Origin of the sequence: Sorangium aterium (assembly GCF_028368935.1) — a bacterium.
GTDB lineage: Bacteria > Myxococcota_A > Polyangia > Polyangiales > Polyangiaceae > Sorangium > Sorangium atrum.
In genome coordinates, this window is record NZ_JAQNDK010000005.1 from 210,824 (window position 1) to 230,484 (window position 19,661).

The 19,661-nt window shown below is 72.2% G+C and carries 13 protein-coding genes; 8 read left to right on the top strand and 5 right to left on the bottom strand.

Annotated features, from left to right (window positions below; translation table 11 throughout):
• The first annotated feature begins 1 nt into the window (after nucleotide 1).
• The 3 genes from POL72_RS39050 to POL72_RS39060 all read left to right on the top strand — a co-directional run bounded on the left by POL72_RS39050 (nucleotide 2) and on the right by POL72_RS39060 (nucleotide 3,852).
• Nucleotides 2-2,203, top strand: coding sequence for an ATP-binding protein (locus POL72_RS39050; RefSeq protein ID WP_272101945.1), 2,202 nt, complete (start codon nucleotides 2-4; stop codon nucleotides 2,201-2,203).
• A 20-nt stretch (nucleotides 2,204-2,223) separates the two neighbouring features.
• Entirely contained in the window at nucleotides 2,224-3,252 is a 1,029-nt protein-coding gene (locus POL72_RS39055; RefSeq protein ID WP_272101946.1) for a hypothetical protein, read from the top strand.
• 150 nt (nucleotides 3,253-3,402) lie between these two features.
• Complete coding sequence (locus POL72_RS39060) at nucleotides 3,403-3,852, top strand: universal stress protein (protein WP_272101947.1); 450 nt, start codon at nucleotides 3,403-3,405, stop codon at nucleotides 3,850-3,852.
• A gap of 16 nt (nucleotides 3,853-3,868) precedes the next feature.
• Here POL72_RS39060 and POL72_RS39065 read toward each other — a convergent pair whose 3' ends face one another.
• Nucleotides 3,869-4,414, bottom strand: a complete 546-nt coding sequence (locus POL72_RS39065) for a chalcone isomerase family protein (RefSeq protein ID WP_272101948.1) — start codon at nucleotides 4,412-4,414, stop codon at nucleotides 3,869-3,871.
• A gap of 394 nt (nucleotides 4,415-4,808) precedes the next feature.
• Here POL72_RS39065 and POL72_RS39070 point away from each other — a divergent pair, with 394 nt between their 5' ends.
• The 3 genes from POL72_RS39070 (at nucleotide 4,809) to POL72_RS39080 (ending at nucleotide 9,572) form a co-directional block, all read left to right on the top strand.
• Nucleotides 4,809-6,347 (top strand): vWA domain-containing protein, encoded by a 1,539-nt coding sequence (locus tag POL72_RS39070; RefSeq protein WP_272101949.1) that lies wholly within the window; start codon nucleotides 4,809-4,811, stop codon nucleotides 6,345-6,347.
• 424 nt (nucleotides 6,348-6,771) lie between these two features.
• Entirely contained in the window at nucleotides 6,772-7,968 is a 1,197-nt protein-coding gene (locus POL72_RS39075) for an aminotransferase class V-fold PLP-dependent enzyme (protein ID WP_272101950.1), read from the top strand.
• A 779-nt stretch (nucleotides 7,969-8,747) separates the two neighbouring features.
• Complete coding sequence (locus tag POL72_RS39080) at nucleotides 8,748-9,572, top strand: hypothetical protein (RefSeq protein ID WP_272101951.1); 825 nt, start codon at nucleotides 8,748-8,750, stop codon at nucleotides 9,570-9,572.
• An 84-nt stretch (nucleotides 9,573-9,656) separates the two neighbouring features.
• Here the strand turns inward: POL72_RS39080 and POL72_RS39085 are convergent, their stop codons facing one another.
• On the bottom strand, nucleotides 9,657-9,977 hold the full coding sequence (locus POL72_RS39085; RefSeq protein WP_272101952.1) for a hypothetical protein: 321 nt from the start codon (nucleotides 9,975-9,977) through the stop codon (nucleotides 9,657-9,659).
• A 1,581-nt stretch (nucleotides 9,978-11,558) separates the two neighbouring features.
• Here POL72_RS39085 and POL72_RS39090 point away from each other — a divergent pair.
• Together POL72_RS39090 and POL72_RS39095 are read left to right on the top strand one after the other, a co-directional pair.
• On the top strand, nucleotides 11,559-13,199 hold the full coding sequence (locus POL72_RS39090) for a thiamine pyrophosphate-binding protein (protein WP_272101953.1): 1,641 nt from the start codon (nucleotides 11,559-11,561) through the stop codon (nucleotides 13,197-13,199).
• 5 nt (nucleotides 13,200-13,204) lie between these two features.
• The gene (locus POL72_RS39095; RefSeq protein ID WP_272101954.1) at nucleotides 13,205-13,726 is read left to right on the top strand and encodes a M17 family peptidase N-terminal domain-containing protein; all 522 of its coding nucleotides are present in this window, start codon (nucleotides 13,205-13,207) and stop codon (nucleotides 13,724-13,726) included.
• A gap of 26 nt (nucleotides 13,727-13,752) precedes the next feature.
• Here POL72_RS39095 and POL72_RS39100 read toward each other — a convergent pair whose 3' ends face one another.
• The 3 genes from POL72_RS39100 to POL72_RS39110 form a co-directional block, all read right to left on the bottom strand.
• Nucleotides 13,753-15,819 carry an ATP-binding protein gene (locus POL72_RS39100; RefSeq protein ID WP_272101955.1) on the bottom strand — a complete coding sequence of 689 codons (2,067 nt, stop codon included), beginning with the start codon at nucleotides 15,817-15,819 and terminating at the stop codon, nucleotides 13,753-13,755.
• A gap of 551 nt (nucleotides 15,820-16,370) precedes the next feature.
• The gene (locus POL72_RS39105; RefSeq protein ID WP_272101956.1) at nucleotides 16,371-17,183 is read right to left on the bottom strand and encodes a hypothetical protein; all 813 of its coding nucleotides are present in this window, start codon (nucleotides 17,181-17,183) and stop codon (nucleotides 16,371-16,373) included.
• Between the two features lie 62 nt (nucleotides 17,184-17,245).
• Entirely contained in the window at nucleotides 17,246-19,609 is a 2,364-nt protein-coding gene (locus tag POL72_RS39110; RefSeq protein ID WP_272101957.1) for an AAA family ATPase, read from the bottom strand.
• Nucleotides 19,610-19,661 lie beyond the last annotated feature (52 nt).

Consider the following 19,661-nt stretch of genomic DNA (forward strand, 5'->3'; position numbering starts at 1 on the left):
GATGGCAGCGGACGAGGAAGCCAAGCGTGAGCTTCCGGAGGCGCGGAGCGCGCGCAACGGAGGGGACGGCGAGCGGCGCTCGCAGATCCCGGAGTCGTGGGGCGCGCGCGGCGGAGGGGACGGCGAGCGGCGCTCGCAGGTCCCGGACTCGCGGGGCGCGCGCGGCGGGGGGGACGGCGAGCGGCGCTCGCAGATCCACGGGCCGCCGACCAACGCGGAGACGTCGATGGCGCTCGCGCGCCGGCGGCTTCTGGACCTCTGCAAGCGGCACAAGGACGAGCTCATCGACGACTGGATCGAGAACGTGCTGGCGCTGCCGCCGGAGCGGGGCCGGTACACCGATCGGCCCGTGGGCGAGGTCACGGAGAACGTGCGCTCCTGGCTCGCCGCGTTCACCAGGATCCTCGAGGACGGCAGCGAGACGCTGCTCGACGAGTTCATCACGCACCTCGTCGAGCAGCGCTACGCGACCGGGTACTCGATCAGCGGTCCCCTGATCGCCGCGTCCGAGTTCCGCACCGCGGTCGCGGGCGTGCTCGACACGACGCACGACGACGCCGAGGGGGACGGCTCGTCCTCGATCGACGTGCTCCGCGCCGTCGACGCGCTGCTGCTCCAGTTCGAGCACCGCTTCGCCGAGGCGTACGCCCAGCGCTCGCTGTTCGCCTCCGAGGAGCGCTACCGCGAGATCGTCGAGCTCTCGTCCGACGTCCTCGCGACGATCGACCAGGAGGGCATGCTGACGCGGCTGAACGTGCGGTTCGAGGCGCTCTTCGGTCACTCGCGGCAGGCGTGGATCGGCCGGCCGATCACCGCGCTCGCGGTCGCGGCGGACGTGCCGGCCCTGCGCACGCTCGTGCTGTCGGCGTCGCGGGCCGAGGCGCCGCGGGAGGCCACCATCCGCTGCGGGACGCGCGCCGGCCTGACCAAGGTGATGACGGTCCGGATCACGCGGCTCTACGGCGAGGACGCCTCGCTCGCGCTCATGCGCGACGTCACCGAGGAGGTCGCGCGCCGCGCGCAGATCCTCCACAGCGAGAAGCTCTCCTCGATCGGCCAGGTCGCGGCGAGCGTCGCGCACGAGCTCAACAACCCCATGGCGTGGGTGATGGCGAACCTCGAGCAGATCCGGAGCGGGGCGCACAAGCTCGTCTCGGCGGCGCGCCCGGTCGCCTCGGGCTCGTACGAGGACCTGCTGCGCGCCATCGACCTCATCGATCGCTCGTGCCACGAGGCGCTCGCCGGCGTCGAGCGGATGCGGGACATCGTGACGGACCTCAACCTCTTCTCGAGCAGCAGCGAGCGCAAGCCCGAGCGGGTCGATCTCGTCGACGTGATCGAGCTCGCGCTGCGCATGACGGGCCCGCAGCTCAGCCAGCTCTGCCGCATCGAGCGCAGCTACGGCGAGATGCCGCCGTTCGTCGGCTATCCGGGCAAGCTCTCGCAGGTGTTCGTGAACCTGTTCATCAACGCGGCGCAGGCGATGCCGAAGCGCCCGCGCGACGAGAACATGGTGCGCGTGACGACGCGCTTCGACGCCGGCGTCCACCACGTCGAGGTGGAGGACAACGCGCGCGGGATGACCCCGGAGGTCGTCGAGCGGATCTTCGACCCGTTCTTCACGACGAAGGAAGAGAGCGCGCGCCCGGGCATCGGGCTCTGGGTGTCGCGCAACATCGTCGAGGAGCAGCACGGCACGATGACGGTGTCGAGCACGCCCGGCGTCGGCACCGTCTTCACGATCCGCCTGACCGGCCTCAACCCGACGGATCTGCCCGCGCCGCGGCCGCCGCCGGAGCCGCCGCGCGCGTCGCCGCGCGGGACGATCCTCTTCGTCGACGACGAGCCGATGCTGCTCAACGCCTTCGCGCGCGCGTTCGAGGAGCGGCACGAGGTGCTCGTGGCGAAGAGCGGCCACGAGGCGCTCGACCTCCTGCGGGACCGCGGCGGCCGGATCGACGCGATCGTCTGCGATCTCCTGATGCCGCAGATGAGCGGGATGGCGCTGTACGACGAGATCGGCGAGCGGTTCCCGCAGCTCTTGCCGAAGATGGCCTTCATGTCGGGCGGCGCCTTCACGCCGAGCGCGCGCGAGTTCGTGGAGCGGGTGGACAACCCGAAGATCGCGAAGCCGATCTCGCTCGACGATCTGGAGCGGGTGATCGGCGATCTTCTCAGCGGCGGGTCGAAGCGGGGGCACTAGGCTGGAGGAGCGGGGGCTCGATGGCGCGCGCGAAGGCGAGGACGATCCGGGAGCGGGCGAACCACGCGCGTTACCGGCCGGGGCAGCGGGGCGGCTTCTACGAGAGCTTCTTCCAGCGGGCGAACCACCCGACGCGCCCGCTCGCCTTCTGGATCCGGTACACGCTGTTCAGCCCGGCCGGGAGGCCCGAGGCCGCGGAGGGTGAGCTCTGGGCGGTCTACTTCGACGGCGAGTCGGGGCGCCACGTGGTCGCCAAGCGCGAGGTCCCGTTCGCCGGGCGTTGCTCCTTCGCCCGCGACAGCCTGTCGGTCGCCATCGACGGCGCCCGCCTGAGCCTCGGCAGGCTCACGGGCGCGGCGGGGGAGGGGGAGGACGCCATCACCTGGGACCTCGCGTACGAGGGCGGCGGGGAGCCTCTCCTGCTGCTCCCCGCGGCCCTCTACGGCGCCCCGCTGCCGAAGGCGAAGGCGCTGGTCGGCGCGCCGATGGCCGTCTACAGCGGCCTCCTCCGCGTCGCCGGGCGCGGGGTGGACGTCTCGGGCTGGGTGGGCAGCCAGAACCACAACTGGGGGACGAAGCACACGGACCTCTACGCCTGGGGGCAGGTCGCCGGGTTCGACAGCCACCCGGACAGCTTCCTCGAGGTCGCCACGGCCCGACTGAAGGTCGGACCGTTCTGGACGCCGAACATGACACCGCTGGTCCTCCGGCACCGGGGCGAGGAGATCGCGCTCACCTCGCTCGTCCAGTCGGTCCGCGCCGACGCCTCGTTCGACTACTTCACCTGGCGCTTCCGGACGGAGACCGATCGGCTGAGCGTCGACGGGCAGATCTCCGGGTCCGCCGGCGATTTCGTCGGCCTGGCCTACAGGAACCCTCCCGGCGGCGTGAAGCATTGCCTGAACACCAAGATCGGGGCCTGCACCGTCACCCTGCGGCGGAAGAGCCTGGGCCGCGAGGTCGGGATCGAGACCCTGACGACGGCGCGGCGCGCGGCGTTCGAGATCCTCACGGACGACCGAGGCCATGGCGTGACGATCCGGGCCTGATCCACGCTGGACGCACCGTCCTCCGTGCTCGGCGCAGGCGGCCGGGCTAGCGCGAAGGCGCGGGGCGCCGCCGCCGAGCGATGCGCTGCGCGTCCGGCGCCAGGTCGGCTAAAGAAGGTGCGGTACGTCACCGCACGAAAGGCGGACGCCATGAGTCTCAAGCACCCCCGGACCATCCTCGTTGCACTGGACAGCTCCCCCAAGGCGTCGCTCGTCCTCGCGGAGGGCGTCGACCTCGCGCAGAAGCTCGGCGGCAAGCTCGTGCTCGTGCGCGGGATCGGGCTTCACCACAGCCTGCCCGCGGAAGCGCTGAACGAGTCGCCGACCCGCGTCCCCGAGATCCTGGAGCGGAGCGACCGCGAGGAGCTCTCGCAGCTCGCGCGCGACGTGCCGCCCGAGCTCCTCGCCAAGGTCGTGATCCACGTCGGCGTGGCCTGGGAGGTCATCTGCCGGACGGCCGACGAGGAGAACGCGGATCTCATCGTCATCGGGTCGCACGGCTACTCGGGCATCGACAAGGTGCTCGGCACGACGGCGGCGAAGGTCGTGAACCACACGAACCGGTCGGTGCTCGTGGTGCGCGACAAGCCGGCGGACTGACGGGGCCTCGCCTGCCTCAGCGGAGCCTGGCGATGAGGGCGTCGCTCAGCGTGGGCTGATCGATCTTGCCGAGCCAGATCCGCCAGGTGGCCTTCATGAAATCGACGCCTGCCACGGTTGCCGTCCCGCCGCCGGCGACCGTGACGGTGGTCGTCTTCGCGCCCGGGTCGTACGCGATGGTGACCTCTTCTCCCGCCTTGAGGTCTCCGTTGAACGCCGCCACGAACCTCTCGATCTTCGGCGTGTCCGTGTATCGGTTCAACGCATAGGCGTCCCGCAGCGCCTTGACGATGCTCGCGCGGTCGACGTCGCGGAGCATCGTCCACACGAACTTCTTCCCCGTGTCCATGTCGATGACAGCCTCCTTGGACTTGGTGGCGGGGAGCTGATCCATGTAATGGCTGATCCGATAGACATCGATGTTGACCACGCCGATGGTCCTCACGCGGACGCCCGTGCCGGTGAGCGTGTAGCCCGGCAAAGCAAGGAGGCTCCCGACAGCGAGGAAGACCGCCGCGAACGCGGCGAGGAGAGCTGGAGATTTGCTGCGCGCGAGTTGCATCGGATCGACCTCCTCCGGCATCGCCGCTCCGTGCGGCGCATCGTGTCTGGGCGCCGCGCTCCGGCGATCGCCTGTCGATGGTCGTGAATGAGCAAGACCTGAACCATCGACAGAGGGACGTTGGGAGTCGCGGATCTCGCGAGATCTCGAGATGTGCCCTGGAGTCAGGCAGGGACGACCCATGGATGTGTGCTCGGAGGGGGCTCCGGGCGCGGAGCGGCGGCGTTCCGCCGGTGCGAGCGCCGGCGGTGGTGCTGTCGGCGCGGGCTCTCCCGGAGATCTTTTTTCGGCCCGGTCCGTAGAAGCCGCGCGCTGCGGGGTCCGGGAGATCGCGGCGGAGGGACGCGGTCCCCCCGTGGGCCGCGCCATGGCTTGCGGCGGAAGGAGCTTCTCGATGCGGACGATGCTCGCTGGATTGCTGATGGGATGGGCGGCTCTGGGCTGCACGGCCAGCGCGGCGGCGCCTCCGGGCACGAGCGCCGCGGCGGTGGCGGCCGCGTCGGGCGCAGCGGCTCGGGAGGACGCGACGAAGGGGGAGGAGGCGAAGCGGGTCGCCGTGGCCGTGGCCCCGGCGGCGCCGGCCGAGCCCTCCGCGGCGGCGGCCGAGGCGCCGTCGTCCCGCCCGGAGCCGCGGCCTTCGGGGAACCAGGGCGTGTGGATCGGCGCCGCGGGCGCGAGCGACTTCGTGCTGCCGGGGAGGCGCGAGACGCAGCTCGGCGTGTGGATCGACGTCCCGGCGGCGCGCGCGGCCCGCGGACAGCAGCGCGCGCCGGCGGCGGTCGTGCTGCTCGTGGACGCCTCCGGCTCGATGCAAGGCCCCAAGATGGAGAACGCGCGCGCGGCCGCGCAGGCGTTCGTCGACAGGCTCCCCGACGGAGACCTCGTCTCGGTCGCGTCGTTCGCCGACACCGCGCAGGCGCGCGTCTCGCCCACCGTGCTCGGCCGGTCGACGCGCCCCGCGGTGGCGCGCGCCATCGCCGCGCTCGGCCCTGACGGCAGCACCAACCTCTTCGCTGGCCTCCAGCTCGCGGAGCAGCACGCGCTCGCCGCGCCGTCGACGCACGCCGTCCGGCGCGTGGTGCTCATCTCGGACGGCCAGGCGAACATCGGGCCTTCCTCTCCCGACATCCTTGGAGCGCTCGCCCAGCGCGGCGCCGCGCACGGGGTGCAGGTCACGTCGATCGGGGTGGGGGCCGATTACGACGAGCGCACGCTCAACGCGCTCGCCATCGGCTCCAGCGGCCGGCTGTACCACCTCACCGAGGCGCGCGAGATGTCCTCCGTCCTCGAGCGCGAGCTCGCCCTGCTCCAGACGACGGCGGCGACGGGCGCGTTCGTCGAGATCGTCCCGGCGCCCGGCGTGGAGCTGCTCGACGTCCCCAACGAGCGCACCGAGCGCTCCGGGGACGCGCTCCGGGTGCTGCTCGGCACGATGTTCGGCGGGCAGCACCGCGAGATGCTCGTGCGGGCGCGGGTCACCGCGCCGGCGGCCGGCTCGCACCCGCTGGCGAGCGTGCGGCTCCACTTCCGTGACGCCGAGAGCGGCAACCTCCCGCGCGTGCAGGAGGTGGTCGCCAGCTACGATGTGACGAGCGATCCGGCCCTCGTCGCCGCGCACCAGAACGAGAAGACCCAGACGATCGCCGCGGTGATGGAGGCGGGTATGATGCAGCTCGACGCGGCCCAGGAGGTGAGCGCGGGCAACTTCGGCGCGGCCGAGGCGAAGCTCGCGGCAGCGGAGGACCGGCTCCGGCAGCAGGCGGCGCGCGCCCGCTCGGACAAGGAGAAGGAGCGCGCCGTCCAGGCGGCCTCGGCGCTTGCGAGCGCGCGGAAGACCGCGCGCGCGGCCGCGGCGGCCCCGCCCTCGCCCGCGGCGCGGCGCATGGAGGCGCTCGAGATGAACAGCGCCTCCCCGGTCTGGTCGGGCCGCTGATCCGGTACACCCGCCGAGGCGCGTCGCTGGCGCCTCCCAGTCGCCGCTGGCGGCTTCCCGTCGCTGCTCCCTGCCCGTCGCCGCTGGCGGCTTCCCGTCGCTGCTCCCTGCCCGTTCATGACAAGCCATCATGAGCTGGCAGGTGCGGTGTCCATCATGAGCTGGCAGGTACGGTGTCCATCATGGGACCGAAGATGCAATGTCCGTCGTGGGACGGCCGGACGCGATGTCCATCATGGACGGGTTGACCGGCTCTGCATGGCCGCCGGCATCCGGTCATGGTTGATCCATGATTCAACATTGACGGTACAGTCCATCATGGATTGGAAGCTGCACCTCGCGTGCCCCTCGACAGGGGTCGGGGCCCGCGAGACATTGTTCCGGGCCCTCCGGCACGTCGCCTCCTCGGGGCCCGCTCCTCGCCATGAACCCGAACGCCTTCCCGGAGTCGCGCGCCGCCGCCGTGCGCGAGCTCTGGTCGCTCGACCCGGCCGTCACCTTCCTGAACCACGGCTCGTACGGCGCCTGCCCGCGCGCGGTGCTCGAGGCGCAGCAGCGCTACCGCGATCGGCTCGAGCGTGAGCCGGTCCGGTTCTTCCTTCGCGAGCTGGAGCCCTTGCTCGACGCGGCCCGAGGCGCGCTCGCCTCCTTCGTCGGCGCCGACCTCGACGACCTCGTGTTCGTTCCCAACGCGACCGTCGGGGTCAACACGGTGTTGCGGTCGCTCTCGCTGCGGCCCGACGACGAGCTCTGCATCACCGATCACGGGTACAACGCCTGCAACAACGCGGCCGAGGCGGTCGCGGCCCGCGCCGGTGCGCGTGTCGTGATCGCGCCGGTGCCGTTCCCCATCGAGGCGCCCGAGCAGGTGGTCGAGGCGGTGCTCGCGCGCGTGGGGCCGCGAACGCGGCTCGTCCTCGTCGACCACGTGACGAGCCCGACGGGGCTCGTGTTCCCGGTCGCCTCGCTGATCGCCGCGCTCGCGGAGCGCGGCGTCGACGTCCTGGTCGACGGCGCGCACGCGCCCGGCATGGTGCCGCTCGATCTACGCGCCCTCGGGGCGGCCTACTACACAGGCAACTGCCACAAATGGCTCTGTTCGCCGAAGGGCGCGGCGTTCCTCCACGTGCGGCGGGACAGGCAGGGCGCGGTCCGCCCCCTCTCCATCAGCCACGGCGCCAACTCGCCGCGCACCGACAGGTCGCGCTTCCTGCTCGAGTTCGACTGGACCGGCACGGCCGACCCCAGCGCGGCGCTCTGCGCCGCGGACGCGCTCCGCGCCATGGCCGCGCTCGTGCCCGGCGGCTGGCCCGCGCTCCAGGCGCACAACCGGGCGACGGCGCTCGCCGCGCGCGACCTCCTGTGCGAGGCGCTCGGCTGCATGCCGCCGAGCCCCGACGCGATGATCGGCGCGCTCGCGACGGTGCCGCTCCCCGACGCGCCGTCGTCCCGGCTGCGCCTCGATCCGCTCCAGGACGCGCTGCTCGAGCGGTGGGGGATCGAGGTGCCGGTGTTCGCCTGGCCCGCGTCGCCCCGGCGGCACCTCCGGATCTCGGCCCAGATCTACAACGACAGGCCGCACTACGAGCGGCTCGCGGCCGCTCTCGCCGCGCTGCTGTAGCGGCGCGCGGGAGGGCCCGGCCTCGCGCTGCTGTAGCGGCGCGCGGGAGGGCCCGGCCTCGCGCGCTGCTCCGCAGCGGGGTGCCGCGCAGCGCTCGCCTCATTCCTCCGGGTCGCCCCATGCCCGTCTCGCTGCGGGATGGCACGGGCGCTGTGGGCACCGGCGGCCGCGGGACGGCGCTGGCCGCCGGAGATGCGTCCACCGCTCGCCCGAGCAGAGCGCGTCTGCCTGCCGAGACGATAGGATGCGCGCTCCAAGGAGACACGATGCCACGTCGAATCCTGGTCTTGTCCTCGCTTTCCTGGCTGGCGGCGACCCTCGTGGTCGCGTCGTCTGCTGCGCAGCCCGCGACGTCTCGCCCGGCAGCTAGCCCTGCGCCCTCCGCGTCGGCGGGAACGCCTCCGGCGCCGGGCACACCGCAGCGACCAGCGACGCCGCAGCCGCCCGCGACGTCGGCGCCGGGCACACCGCAGCCGCCTGCGACGCCGGCGCCGGGCACACCGCAGCCGCCTGCGACGCCGGCGCCGGGCGCACCGCAGCCGCCTGCCTCAGGCGCACCGCAGCCGCCCGCGACGCCGTTGCCCGGCGGGCCACCGCAGCCCCCGGAACCCGGCGCGCCCGGAGCGGGCGCACCTGAGCCAGACGCCTCGCCGCTCGCGCCGGCAGAGGCGCAAACCGCGCCGGGAGCAGCCGGGCCGCCCTCGGACTCGGCGCCGCCCGACCGGAAGGCGGGCGGGCCGGAGGCGGGCCGCAAGGGCAGCACGCCGGCGTCCTGGGCCGTGTCCCTCTCGGACGCCGAGCTGGGGCCGCCGCCCGCGCGCGCGTCGGGAGGCGGCAGAGCGATCGACGAGGGGATCGTCCCGCTGAGCCGGCGTGGCGCGATCGGCCTGGAGACCTCCTCGTTCACCGGCGGCGACGGCGAGGTCTCCGGGCTTTCGGTCGCCCTCTTCGCCCGTATGCCGTTCGCCCCGCACACGTTCCTCGATGTCCGACTCCCGTTCGGGCTCGCGATGGCCGAGCGCACCGACGCCGTGCTCGGCAACGTGACGCTCGGCGCCCATCACGTCGCCCGCGTCGGCCGGACGTTCTGGCTCACGGTAGGCGGCGACGTCGGGCTGGCGACGCTCTCGGGCAAGACCCACGACCACGCCAGCTACGAGCCCGTCAGCGCCAGCCGGGCGTACTGGGATCTCCACGAGTACTTCCCGAGCATCCTCCCCATCCACGCGCGCCTCGGCGCCGAGGCCCACGTCGGCTCGCTGATGATCGGGCGCTTCCAGCTCGAGCCGGTGCTCTACATCCCGCTCGGCCGCAACAAGGAGTACGAGGTCGCGATCCAGCACGCCGTCGAGCTCCAGATCGGCCACGGCATCGGCGGCGGCGTGCGCGTGCAAGGGATGGCGCTGCCCACGTTCGACAACGTGAGCATCCGGCACGCCGTCGCCCGCAATCTCTACGTCCTGGCCATCGAGCCTTTCCTCGCGATCGAGCGCAACCTCGCGTTCCTCCGGACGGGCCTGCTGCTGCCCTTCGACGAGGAGCTCGGCCCGCCGCTCGACCACACATGGGGCTTCCACTTCACCGCCGGTGTCCACGTCGACTGAGGCGCGCGGCCGAGGCGCCCGGCGACGGGCCGCGCCTGCCTGGCGGCCGAGCCCGCAGCGCACGAACCCGCGTCCGCACCCGCTCTAGGCGCCGCGTGCGCGGCTCGCTTCGCCGATCGCGTGGGTGATGTGCCCCTCCAGCTCGCCCGCGGGCAGCTGCTCGGACTCCACGACGACGAGGCGCGCGCCCGCGTCCTCCGCGAGCAACTCGAAGGTCTTCGGCGCACGATCGTGCAAGTGGCTCGGCAAGACGATCGCCAGCGGGCGGAGGCGGACGGCCACCCCCCACGCCGAGGCCGCATCGCAGGAGCGGACGAGGAAGCGAGCCCGCGCTGCAACCCTCCGGCAACGAGCCAGAAAATGGGGGCTGCAGTCGAGCGCCAGCACCATGGGTATCCGGATCAACTGACTGCTACTAGGGGGCTCCGACATAGGACGATGCTACTCCAGCGAAGCGCGATTGCGCGTCCTCTTATCCCGCATAACCGATACAGAGCCTTCCCGAAATAAAAAAACAACAAGCTCGCCAGCTCATGTAAGCAGTCACGCGTGATTTTGGTGTATCGGGTAACGTTCTGTGAGCGCAGGATATTTGAAATGAACGCTGCGAGATGGGGAGGCGCCAGCGCACGACAGCCCCCGCGGGACCTCGCGCAAAATCGCCGAGAATTCGGGCCTCCTTGCGCTGCAACAGGAGCGCGTGATGCCCTGAGCGATCGCGTGGTGATGAAATGATGCACCATGGACGGAGAAAGTCCCGGCGCACACCAGTGAAAGCAACATGGCGATCGGATGTCAGGAATGCCCGGACGGGTGAAGTCAGCGCACACGTGGTAGACGCCGCTCGGGACGTAGGTTGTGAAGGCAGCGTCCACGAGACCGTCGCACAAGATGGCTCGTGTTCACCCCTGATGCTGCCCAGATCGCCGCAGCGGCTCGACGCCTCCCGCCGGTCGAGGTCGGCACGCCGCAAAGGAGTTGGCGAGCACACGTAATGGAGATCGTGTGTCGTCGCCGCGCGGCGGGCGAGCCCCGGCAACGCGGCCATCGGCCGGAGCCGCCCCCAGGTGCCTGCTGCCCTCTCCGGCCGCGCGCCAGGCGTCGCGACAGGGCGCGCCGCGCGCTCCCTGCGAGGGCTCGGTGAGCTCGACACGCCCTTTGTTGGCAACCACCCAGTGCTCGCCGAGCGCCGCAACGGCCATGAACCGGTTACGTTCCTCACAGGAGCTCGGGGGCGTGGCTTATCGAGTCCCCTTCGAAATGTTTCCGGCAGGTTGCGGGGAACGCCGGCGGCGGAGGTGGTCGCCGGCGGCGCGATCGCCGCGTCGGCAGAGGACCGGGCCGTCTCCCACGCCGGCGGCTGCAGGGCAGGAGCACCGGGGAGAGGTCGAGAGAGGTGGCGGTGTCGAGCTGGCACCTGCAATAAGGTTCCAACTATATCATCTCGTGGCCGGGATAGAAGAGAACAGCGTCGGGTACGTGATCGCAAAGGCGTCGGCCGTTGCGGTGGGGCGCCGACCTCGCATCCAAGGTCGGAGTCGATGCTGTAGCGGAGCTGTATTTTTACAGCTACGTCCTGCGAAGGGGGGTTATCCTTCTCGGCGGTCGGATAGCCGAGCTGATCGGGCGATAGCGTGGATCACCCGTCAGGGAGGCGGCGCCGCGCCAGCAAGCGGGTGGTGCCCTGATCCCGAGAGAGCTCAGACGAGGTCGGGAGGTTAGGAAGAACACTTGCCTACCACCCGGAACATGAGGGTTTCGGGCGGACACGACCCGCCAGCTCCTGTGATGTTGAGGAGTGGACACCTCGACGCGGCGCCGCAGCGCGACGGCCATGGGGCCGACGGCGCGTGACCCGGGGCCCGGCCCCGGGGCGCCGACTCGGGGCGCCGAGCGGCCGGGCGGGCGACGTGGCCGGGGCGACGCGCGCTCGCGCCCGGGCGGCGCCGCGAACCGACCGCTCGCCGGCGGGACGCTGGGTCGCACATGGTATATGCCGGCGCCATGGCGCAGGTGCACGGCGGCAGGCTCGTCTCCAAGGCCCTCGCGAGGCACGGGGTGACGCACCTCTTCACCCTGTGCGGCGGGCACATCCAGGCGATCTACGACGGGTGCCTGGATGACGGCATCCGGGTGGTCGACGTGCGACACGAGCAGACCGCCGGACACGCCGCCGACGGGTACGCGCGGGTGACCGGAAGGCCGGGGGTGTGCGCCGTCACCGCGGGGCCGGGCGTCACGGACGTGGTGACGGCCGTCGCCAACGCCCAGCGCGCGGGCGTCCCGATGGTCGTCATCGGGGGCGCCGGCCCGCGCGCCCTCGCCGACATGGGCTCGCTGCAGGACATGAACCACGTCGAGCTGATGCGCCCCATCTCGAAGTGGAGCGTCTCCGTCCCCTCGACCGATCGCATCCAGGAGTACGTGGACTCGGCCTTCCGCGTCGCCCAGGCGAACGTGCCAGGCCCGGTCTTCCTCGAGATGCCGCTCGACCTGCTGATGAACTACGCCGGCGACGACGCGCCGGCCACCGCGCCCACGGCCCCGCCTCGCCCCGGGGGAGACCCGGCCGCCGTCGCGCGGGCCGCGGCCATGCTGAGGGAGGCCGAGCGGCCCATGTTCATCGTCGGGAGCCAGCTCCGGTGGTCGCCGCGGCGCGACGCGCTGCGCCGCTTCGCCGACGCGGTGAAGGCGCCCTTCTACCTGAACGGCATGGCCCGCGGCGCCCTGCCCCACGCGCACCCGGGGCTGATGAGCCGCTCGCGCCGCTTCGCGCTCTCGCAGACCGACCTCTGCGTCGTGCTCGGGACCCCCTTCGACTTCCGCCTCGAGTACGGCCGCGCCGTCAGCCCGGCGGCCAAGGTCGTCCAGATCGATCTCGACGGGAGCGAGCTCGGCAGGAACCGCCGCGTCGACCTCGGGATCGACGGGGACAGCGGCGTCGTCCTGGAGCAGCTGCTCGCGGAGGTGCCCGACAAGACGGCCGCGGCGTGGCTCTCGGCCGTGCGCGAGGCCGAGGAGCGATCGCGCGCGAAGATGCTGGCGGAGATCGCGAGCGACGGCGACCCGCCGAACCCGCTGCGCGTCTGCGCGGAGATCGGCAGGCGCCTCGGCAAGGACGACATCGTCATCGGCGACGGAGGGGACTTCGTGGCCACGGCCGCGAACGTGCTGAAGCTCGAGTGGCCGCAGCTCTGGATGGACCCCGGCCCGCTCGGGACCCTCGGGGTGGGGCCGGGCTACGCGATGGCGGCCAAGCTCGCGCGGCCGGAGGCGAACGTGGTCCTCGTGTACGGCGACGGATCGTTCGGCTTCCACGCGCTCGAGTTCGAGGCGATGGTGCGCCAGGGCATCCCCGTCGTGAGCGTGATCGGGAACGACGCGGCCTGGACGCAGATCCGAAGGGGCCAGGTGGAGCTCTACGGCGAGGGCCGCGCGCCGGCGACGTCGCTCGACTTCACCCGGTACGACCGCGTGGTCGAGGCGCTCGGCGGCTTCGGGGCCTGCGTGGAGCGCGTCGAGGAACTCGGGCCCGCGCTGGACGAGGCGCTCCGGTGCGGCAGGCCCGCTTGCATCAACGTGAAGATCGCGAAGAGCGACTTCCGCAAGGGCGCGATCAGCGTCTGATCCACGTGGAGCTACGGTTCATCTCCCCCGACCTGCAGAGCCTCGACGAGCTCGACTCGGAGGTGCTCGCGTGCGCCCCGTTCAGCGACGCGCGGCCGGTCCACGGCGTGGCCGGCCTCTGCGACTGGCGGCTCGGCGGCCGGATCTCCGAGCTGAGGCGGCAGGGCCTGATCACCGGCGAGCTCGGCGAGGTCGTCATGATCCCGTGCAAGCCGCGCATGGCGTTCGACAAGCTCGTCCTGTTCGGCGCCGGCCGGCGCGACGCGTTCGACGAGGCGATCTTCCGCGAGATCGTGCGCGGGATGCTCGCCACGATGGGCGGGCTCTGCACGCGCGCCGCCGTGGTGGAGCTCCCGGGGCGACACGACGGGCTCATCCCCGCCGAGCAGGCGGCCGACGCGCTCCTCGACTGCGCGGGCAGGGAGCGCGGCGACAACGTGTGGACGCTGGTGGAGCGCGCCGAGGGCAGGCAGCAGATCACCCAGCACATGATCGAGCAGCGCCGCAGGGTCCGGCGGGCGCTGTAGCCGCGCGGCGCGCGGCGCGGAGGACGTCAGGAAGGCTCCTTCGGCAGGTCGACGGTGAAGGTCGCCCCCTCGCCCGGCCGGCTGTCGACCTGGATCGTCGCCCCGAGCGCGTCGGCGATCTGCCGCACGATCCACAGCCCCATGCCGAAGCCGCTGTAGTTCTCGCTGGAGACGGCGCGCTCGAAGCGCTCGAAGATGCGGGCCTGCTGCTCCGGGGCGATGCCGATGCCGCGATCCCGCACCGTCAGGCGGGCGCGGTCCGCGAGGTCCTCCAGCGTGACGTCGATGGGCTTGCCGGCGCCGTACTTGATGGCGTTCGAGAGGAGGTTCGTGACGATCTGATCGAGCCGCAGGCGATCCCACCGGCCGACGATCGAGGCGGGGGCCGACAGGTTGACGGGGCAGCCGGCGGCGCAGAGCTCCTCGCGGAACCGCTCCAGCGCCTCGTTCACCGTGGCCGCGAGATCGACGTCCTCGAGCTCGATCTGCAGGCGGCCCGCGGAGATGCGCGAGATGTCGAGCAGGTTCGTGATGAGCCGGGCAAGCCGCTCGACCTGCCGCTTGATCATCTCGAGCCGCGGCGTGGCGCGCTCGGCGGTGAGCCCGCCGCGCTTGCCGGCGCGCAGGAGGCCGTCGACCTGCAGCTGCATGGGCGTGAGCGGCGTGCGGAGCTCGTGCGAGGCGATCGTGAGGAAATCGTCGCGCGCGCGCACCGCGAGCTGCGCCTCCCGGTAGAGCCGGGCGTTGTCGACGGCCAGCGCCGCGCGCCGCGCTAGATCCTGCGCGAGGTCGAGATCGACGGCGTCGTAGCGCCGGTGCGTCGAGGCGAACGAGAGCGTGCCCAGCGTGCGGCCGCGCGCCGTCAGCGGGACCGTGAGGTGCGAGGCGAGCGAGAGCGAGCGCAGCGCCTCGTAGTGCGCCTGATCGAACGAGATCGCGCGGACGAACGAGTCGGTCACCTTGGGGATGAGCTCCGGCTGCGCCGTGCGCAGGACCCTGCCGATGCCCCGCCCGGCGGAGTCGGCCGTGATCCTGCCGAGGAGCTCGGTCGCCATCGCCATCGACGGATCCGCGTGGGCGGTCACCTGCCGATCGATCGCGCCGGACTCGTCCTGCAACAGGAGCACGCAGATCGACGCGAAGTCGGGGAGCGCGACGCGGACCACGCGCCGCAGCGTCTCCTCGAAATCGAGCGACTCGCCGAGGATCTGCCCGGCGGAGACGAGGATGCGCTGCGCCTCGTGGACGCGGCGGCGCTCCGTCACGTCGCGGGTGACCTTCGCGAAGCCGCGCAGCTGCCCGGCCTCGTCGAAGAGTACGCTGATCACCTCGTTCGCCCAGTAGCGGGTGCCGTCCCTGCGGACGCGGTAGCCCTCCTGGATCGAGCGGCCGGTCTCCACGGTGGACTCGAGCTCTGCGGCGGGCCTGCCGAGCTCGACGTCCTCCGGCGGGAAGAGGACCGAGCAGTGGCAGCCGATGATCTCGTCGGCCCGGTAGCCGTTGATGCGCTCTGCGCCCGGGTTCCAGCTGGCGATGCGGCCCGCGGGATCGAGCATGAAGATGGCGTAGTCCTGGACGCCCTCCACGATGAGGCGGAAACGCTCCTCGCTCTGCTTGAGGCGCCGGTCGGCGCGCGCCTCCGCCGCTTCCATCTCCCGGCGCAGGAGGAGCTCGCGCATCCTGCGGTTCTCGTCCTCGTAATGCTTCCTGCGCAGCTGGGCGCGCAGGCGCGCTTTGAGCACCGTGAGCTCGCCCGTCTTCGTCACGAAATCGTCGGCGCCGGCCGAGAGGGCGTCGAGGATCGCCTTGTGATCGTCGCGGCCCGTGAGCATCAGCAGCGGGATCGGCCGCCACGAGGCGTTCGCTTTGATGCGGAGGCACGTGGCCGGGCCCGATAGACCCGGCATCACCATGTCGAGCAGAATGCCGTCGATGCGCGCCACCGTGAGCCGCGCGAGCGCCTCTTCCCCTGAGTGGGCGAGCACCGGCAAGTAGCCTTCGTCGCGCATCGCCGCCGCGACCTGGTTCAGGTACGTGGGGCTGTCGTCCACGATCAGGATGCGGTGGGACGGCGTGTCCGACGGGCGGTTCACGAGAGCCTCCGGGGCGGGCTCCTGTGAGCGAGGGCAGTCGCCATGACGGGGCGCGTGGGGCTGGTTAAACCGGTGCAGCACCCGCCGATCACCCCCCGTGGCGCCTCCACCCTCATTGGCCACCCATACAGGTTGGCATGCGTTCTCCCCCGGTCGACGCGAAAAGGCTACCTGGCCCCATGCACTTTGCGTACAGCATCCTATTTCTACCAGCCGCCAGGCGCTCGCAACGTTGCGTCCCCCACCGCCATCCGAAATCCCTGGGGAAGCGCACACAATGCGCGCTGTGGGCTTCGAGCGCCCGGAGCCAGCAGAGGGGGGCTTCCCGCGTTACAAACCAGGGAAATGACGCTTGACAAGCGGCGTGACGATCCGAGTTGCGCCTGACTCGAGCGACTCGAGATCCGCGCTTGGCGAGTCGCGCCCTCGCGGCGGCGCGCCGGCGTCGAGGAGGCAGTGAGCGCGCGGCGAGGAGCGGAGCTCATCACCGCCCTGGCTCCTTGGCGAGGCCAGGCACGGGCGGCGCGGAAGGTCGGAAACGCGCGGATCCGTCAGCCCTCGTCGATGAGCTCGATCATCGTGGTTCGGGCGGGCCCGCCCGCGGGAATCCAGCGGCAGAGCTCGTCGACGCCGACGTCATCGACCACCCGGCGGAGCTCCGCGCGCGCGGCGGCGGGCTCGCCGAGCGCGGTGAGCGCGTGCGCGCGGGTGATGCGGTAGCGCTGGCGCACCTCGGTGGGCTCTTCCCGCTCGCCATCACGGAGGCCGACCAGGGAGAGCGCGCCCTCGACGTCGCCCGTGCGCACGAGCACCGCGGCGCGCGCTCCCCGCACGAGCGGCCGCGCCGACGCTGGCGCGCGCTGCTCGTCCAGGTCCGGGAGGAGCCGCCGGGCGGACTCGATGTCGCCAGCGCAGAGCTGCCATTGGGCGAGGTTGCTGATGACGAGCACCCGGACCTGCGGAGGTATCCAGTCGCGAGGCACGTCGCGCAGCGAGGCGGCCGCCGCCTTGTAGCTCCCCTCCCAGGCGAGCGACTGGCCGACGGCCTGGGCCGCAAAGGCGTAGATGATCCGCGGATCGCCGAGCTCGGTCGGCGGCATCGAGGCGCGATCCGCGCGACGCGCGGCCGGCTGCCCCGGACGCGGGAGCCGAGGCGCGGGCGCCTCGCGCGAGGATCGACCGGGCCTCGCGGCGATCAGCCGCCGGACGTCGCCGCCGAGGAGGACAAGCAGCGCGATCACGGCGGCGGCCGCGCAGGCGGCGCCGAGCGAGAGCGACCCGCCACGCCACCGGGCGAGCGCGCCCCACGCCAGCAGAGGCGCCGCCGCGCCGGCCGCCGCGAGCAAGATCGGCCGCCGCATCATCGGCGGGCTCCGGCGCGGATCGGCGCGGGGTCGGCCGTGCGCTTCGGTGCCATCGGTCCTCTTCAGCGCTCCCTGAGCACGCGCCGAGGATCCACGCTCGTCCCGCTCCTCAGCGTCTCGGCGATCGCCTGGTGGAAGCGCTCGAGCCGCTGGTCCGCCGCGTGGAACACGGTTCCCTCCGGGTACCTCCCGTCCGCGTCGGCGACGCCCGCAGGGACGCCGGTGATGATCTCGATGCCTTCCTCGACGGAGCTCACCTCGAACACGTGGAAGCGGCCGGACTCGATCGCCGTCACGACGTCGCCCCGCAGCATGAGCGCGTCGCGGTTCGCGCTCGGGATCAGCACGCCCTGCTCGCCCGTCAGGCCCTTGGCGGCGCACAGATCGAAGAAGGCCTCGATCTTCTCGTTGATGCCGCCCACGGGCTGGATGCTCCCCTGCTGATCGATGCTGCCCGTCGCGGCGAGCTCCTGCCGGATCGGGACGCCGGAGAGCGCTGACAGGAGCGCGTACAGCTCGCTCGACGAGGCGCTGTCGCCCTCGATGGGCTCGTACGTCTGCTCGAAGACGAGCGAGGCGCCGAAAGAGAGCGGGCGGTGCTGGGCGAACCGGGCCGCGAGGAAGCCCGTGAGGACCAGCACGCCCTTGCTGTGGAGCGGGCCGGACATCTCGACCTCGCGCGCGATGTTCACCGGGCCCTCGAGGCCCGGGTAGACGACCGCCGTCACCCGGCACGGGCGGCCGAACGTCTGCGGGCCGTCGGACAGGACCGAGATCGCGTTGACCTGCCCGACGCGTCGGCCGGTGACGTCGATGCGGATCGTCCCGTCCGAGAGCAGCTCGTGCACGTGGTCGCGGAAATGGCTCCCGCGGCGCCGCGCCGCCTCGAGCGCCTCGTTGACCTCGGGGCCGTCGACCACCTTGCGGCCGCGGCGCTGGGCCCGGTAGCCGGCCTCGGTCGCGACCTCGGCGATGAGCCCGACCTGGGCGCTCACCTTGGTCTGGCTCTCCGCGAGGCGGCCGCCGTGGAAGAGGAGCGCGGTCACGCCGTCGGCCGTGATCGGCGGGAGGCCGCGATCGTGCGCGAAGCCGGCGAGGAACGCGGGGTACGTGAGGAGCGCCTGATCGAGCGAGATCGTCGTCTCGAAGCGCGCCTGCACCTTGAAGAGCTGCGAGAACTCCGGATCGGCGTCGTGCAGGTCCTGGTAGAGCTGCGGGTTCGTGACGAGGACGACCTTCACGTCGATCGAGATCGGCGGGAAGAGCAGCTCCTCCGCGGTGCCGCGGAAGTACGACGGGTTGTGCTCGGGCACGATGAACTTGCCCGCGAGGAGGCAGGCCTTGAGCTGCTCGTAGAGCGCCTCGTTCTTGAGGAGCGCGCCGGCGGGCAGGATCAGGAAGCCGCCGGCCGCCTCGTGGAGGGCGCCCGCGACCGCGAAGCCGGGCTCCGGCGGGAAGCCGGAGTCGGGCGGCGCGTGGGTGCGGCCGAACAGGGCGGTCAGCGTGGGGTAGGGGACCTCGACGACCGGGGCGCCGGAGTCGGGCGTGTGCTCCGTGAGGAGCGTCGGGACGACCACGCCGCGCGGGAGCGTCGCGCCGCCCTCCTCGCCGCGCGCCTCGTCGACGAGCAGGCGGAACTCCTTCGACACGACCGTCTCGACGTCCGCGAGGAACGCGCTGATGTCGTCGCGCCCCTCGAAGCGCGCGCGCACCGGCTGGAAGCACCCCTTCACCCCGTCGCTGAGCAGCTGCTTCACGACGCCGCGCAGCTCGACGTCGGCCTCGTCCTGCACGGTGGCGAGCCGCATCTCGAACTCCTCGATGGAGCCGGCGATGGCGAGCAGGGCCTCGCCGTCCGGCGCGTTGGCGGCGTCCTCGATCGAGGTGATCTGCACCTCGTCCTCGCCGCGCACGAGGTCGAGGCCGAGCTCGCGCGCCGCGGACTTGAGCTGCTCCTCGAGCCGCCGCTCCTCCGCGTTCACGCGGCGCTGGATCTTGCCGCGCGCCTGCTTGAAGCGCTCGCCTTCGGTCGCGCCGCGCAGGGCGTCGACGAGCTTCTCGTGGAGCTCCTCCATCGCCTCGACGAAGGGGCGCCCCTCGCCGGGCGGCAGCGACAGGACCGTCGGCTCGCTCGGGCGGTGCGGGTTCGGCAGGAGGAGGATATCGTCGGGCGTGGGGCGGCTCGCCGCGATGCGCTTCGCGACGGCGCGAGCGCAGAACGTCCGGCCCGTGCCTGGCGCGCCGACGACGACGACGTGGAAGCGGGGCTGGCGGATGTCGAGGCCGAAGGCGAGCGCGGCCAGGGCGCGCTCCTGCGAGCCGATTCCCGCCGACAGCGGCGCGACCTCGTCCGTCGTGGAGAAGCGGAAGCTCTGAGGCTCTACGATCTTGCGGCACTCGCTGGGGGGCAGCTTCCGGGAGACCATGGCGGCGCACCATAGCGCCTTTCGCTGTCCGTTGGCGTGGAGCCCGCCCGGC

Bases quoted from the DNA above. Each gene is read 5' to 3' on its own strand.
- POL72_RS39075 (WP_272101950.1), top strand. From the start codon at position 6,772: ATGAACCCGAACGCCTTCCCGGAGTCGCGCGCCGCCGCCGTGCGCGAG.
- POL72_RS39065 (WP_272101948.1), bottom strand. From the start codon at position 4,414: ATGCAACTCGCGCGCAGCAAATCTCCAGCTCTCCTCGCCGCGTTCGCG.
- POL72_RS39060 (WP_272101947.1), top strand. From the start codon at position 3,403: ATGAGTCTCAAGCACCCCCGGACCATCCTCGTTGCACTGGACAGCTCC.
- POL72_RS39050 (WP_272101945.1), top strand. From the start codon at position 2: ATGGCAGCGGACGAGGAAGCCAAGCGTGAGCTTCCGGAGGCGCGGAGC.
- POL72_RS39110 (WP_272101957.1), bottom strand. From the start codon at position 19,609: ATGGTCTCCCGGAAGCTGCCCCCCAGCGAGTGCCGCAAGATCGTAGAG.
- POL72_RS39105 (WP_272101956.1), bottom strand. From the start codon at position 17,183: ATGATGCGGCGGCCGATCTTGCTCGCGGCGGCCGGCGCGGCGGCGCCT.
- POL72_RS39070 (WP_272101949.1), top strand. From the start codon at position 4,809: ATGCGGACGATGCTCGCTGGATTGCTGATGGGATGGGCGGCTCTGGGC.
- POL72_RS39090 (WP_272101953.1), top strand. From the start codon at position 11,559: ATGGTATATGCCGGCGCCATGGCGCAGGTGCACGGCGGCAGGCTCGTC.
- POL72_RS39055 (WP_272101946.1), top strand. From the start codon at position 2,224: ATGGCGCGCGCGAAGGCGAGGACGATCCGGGAGCGGGCGAACCACGCG.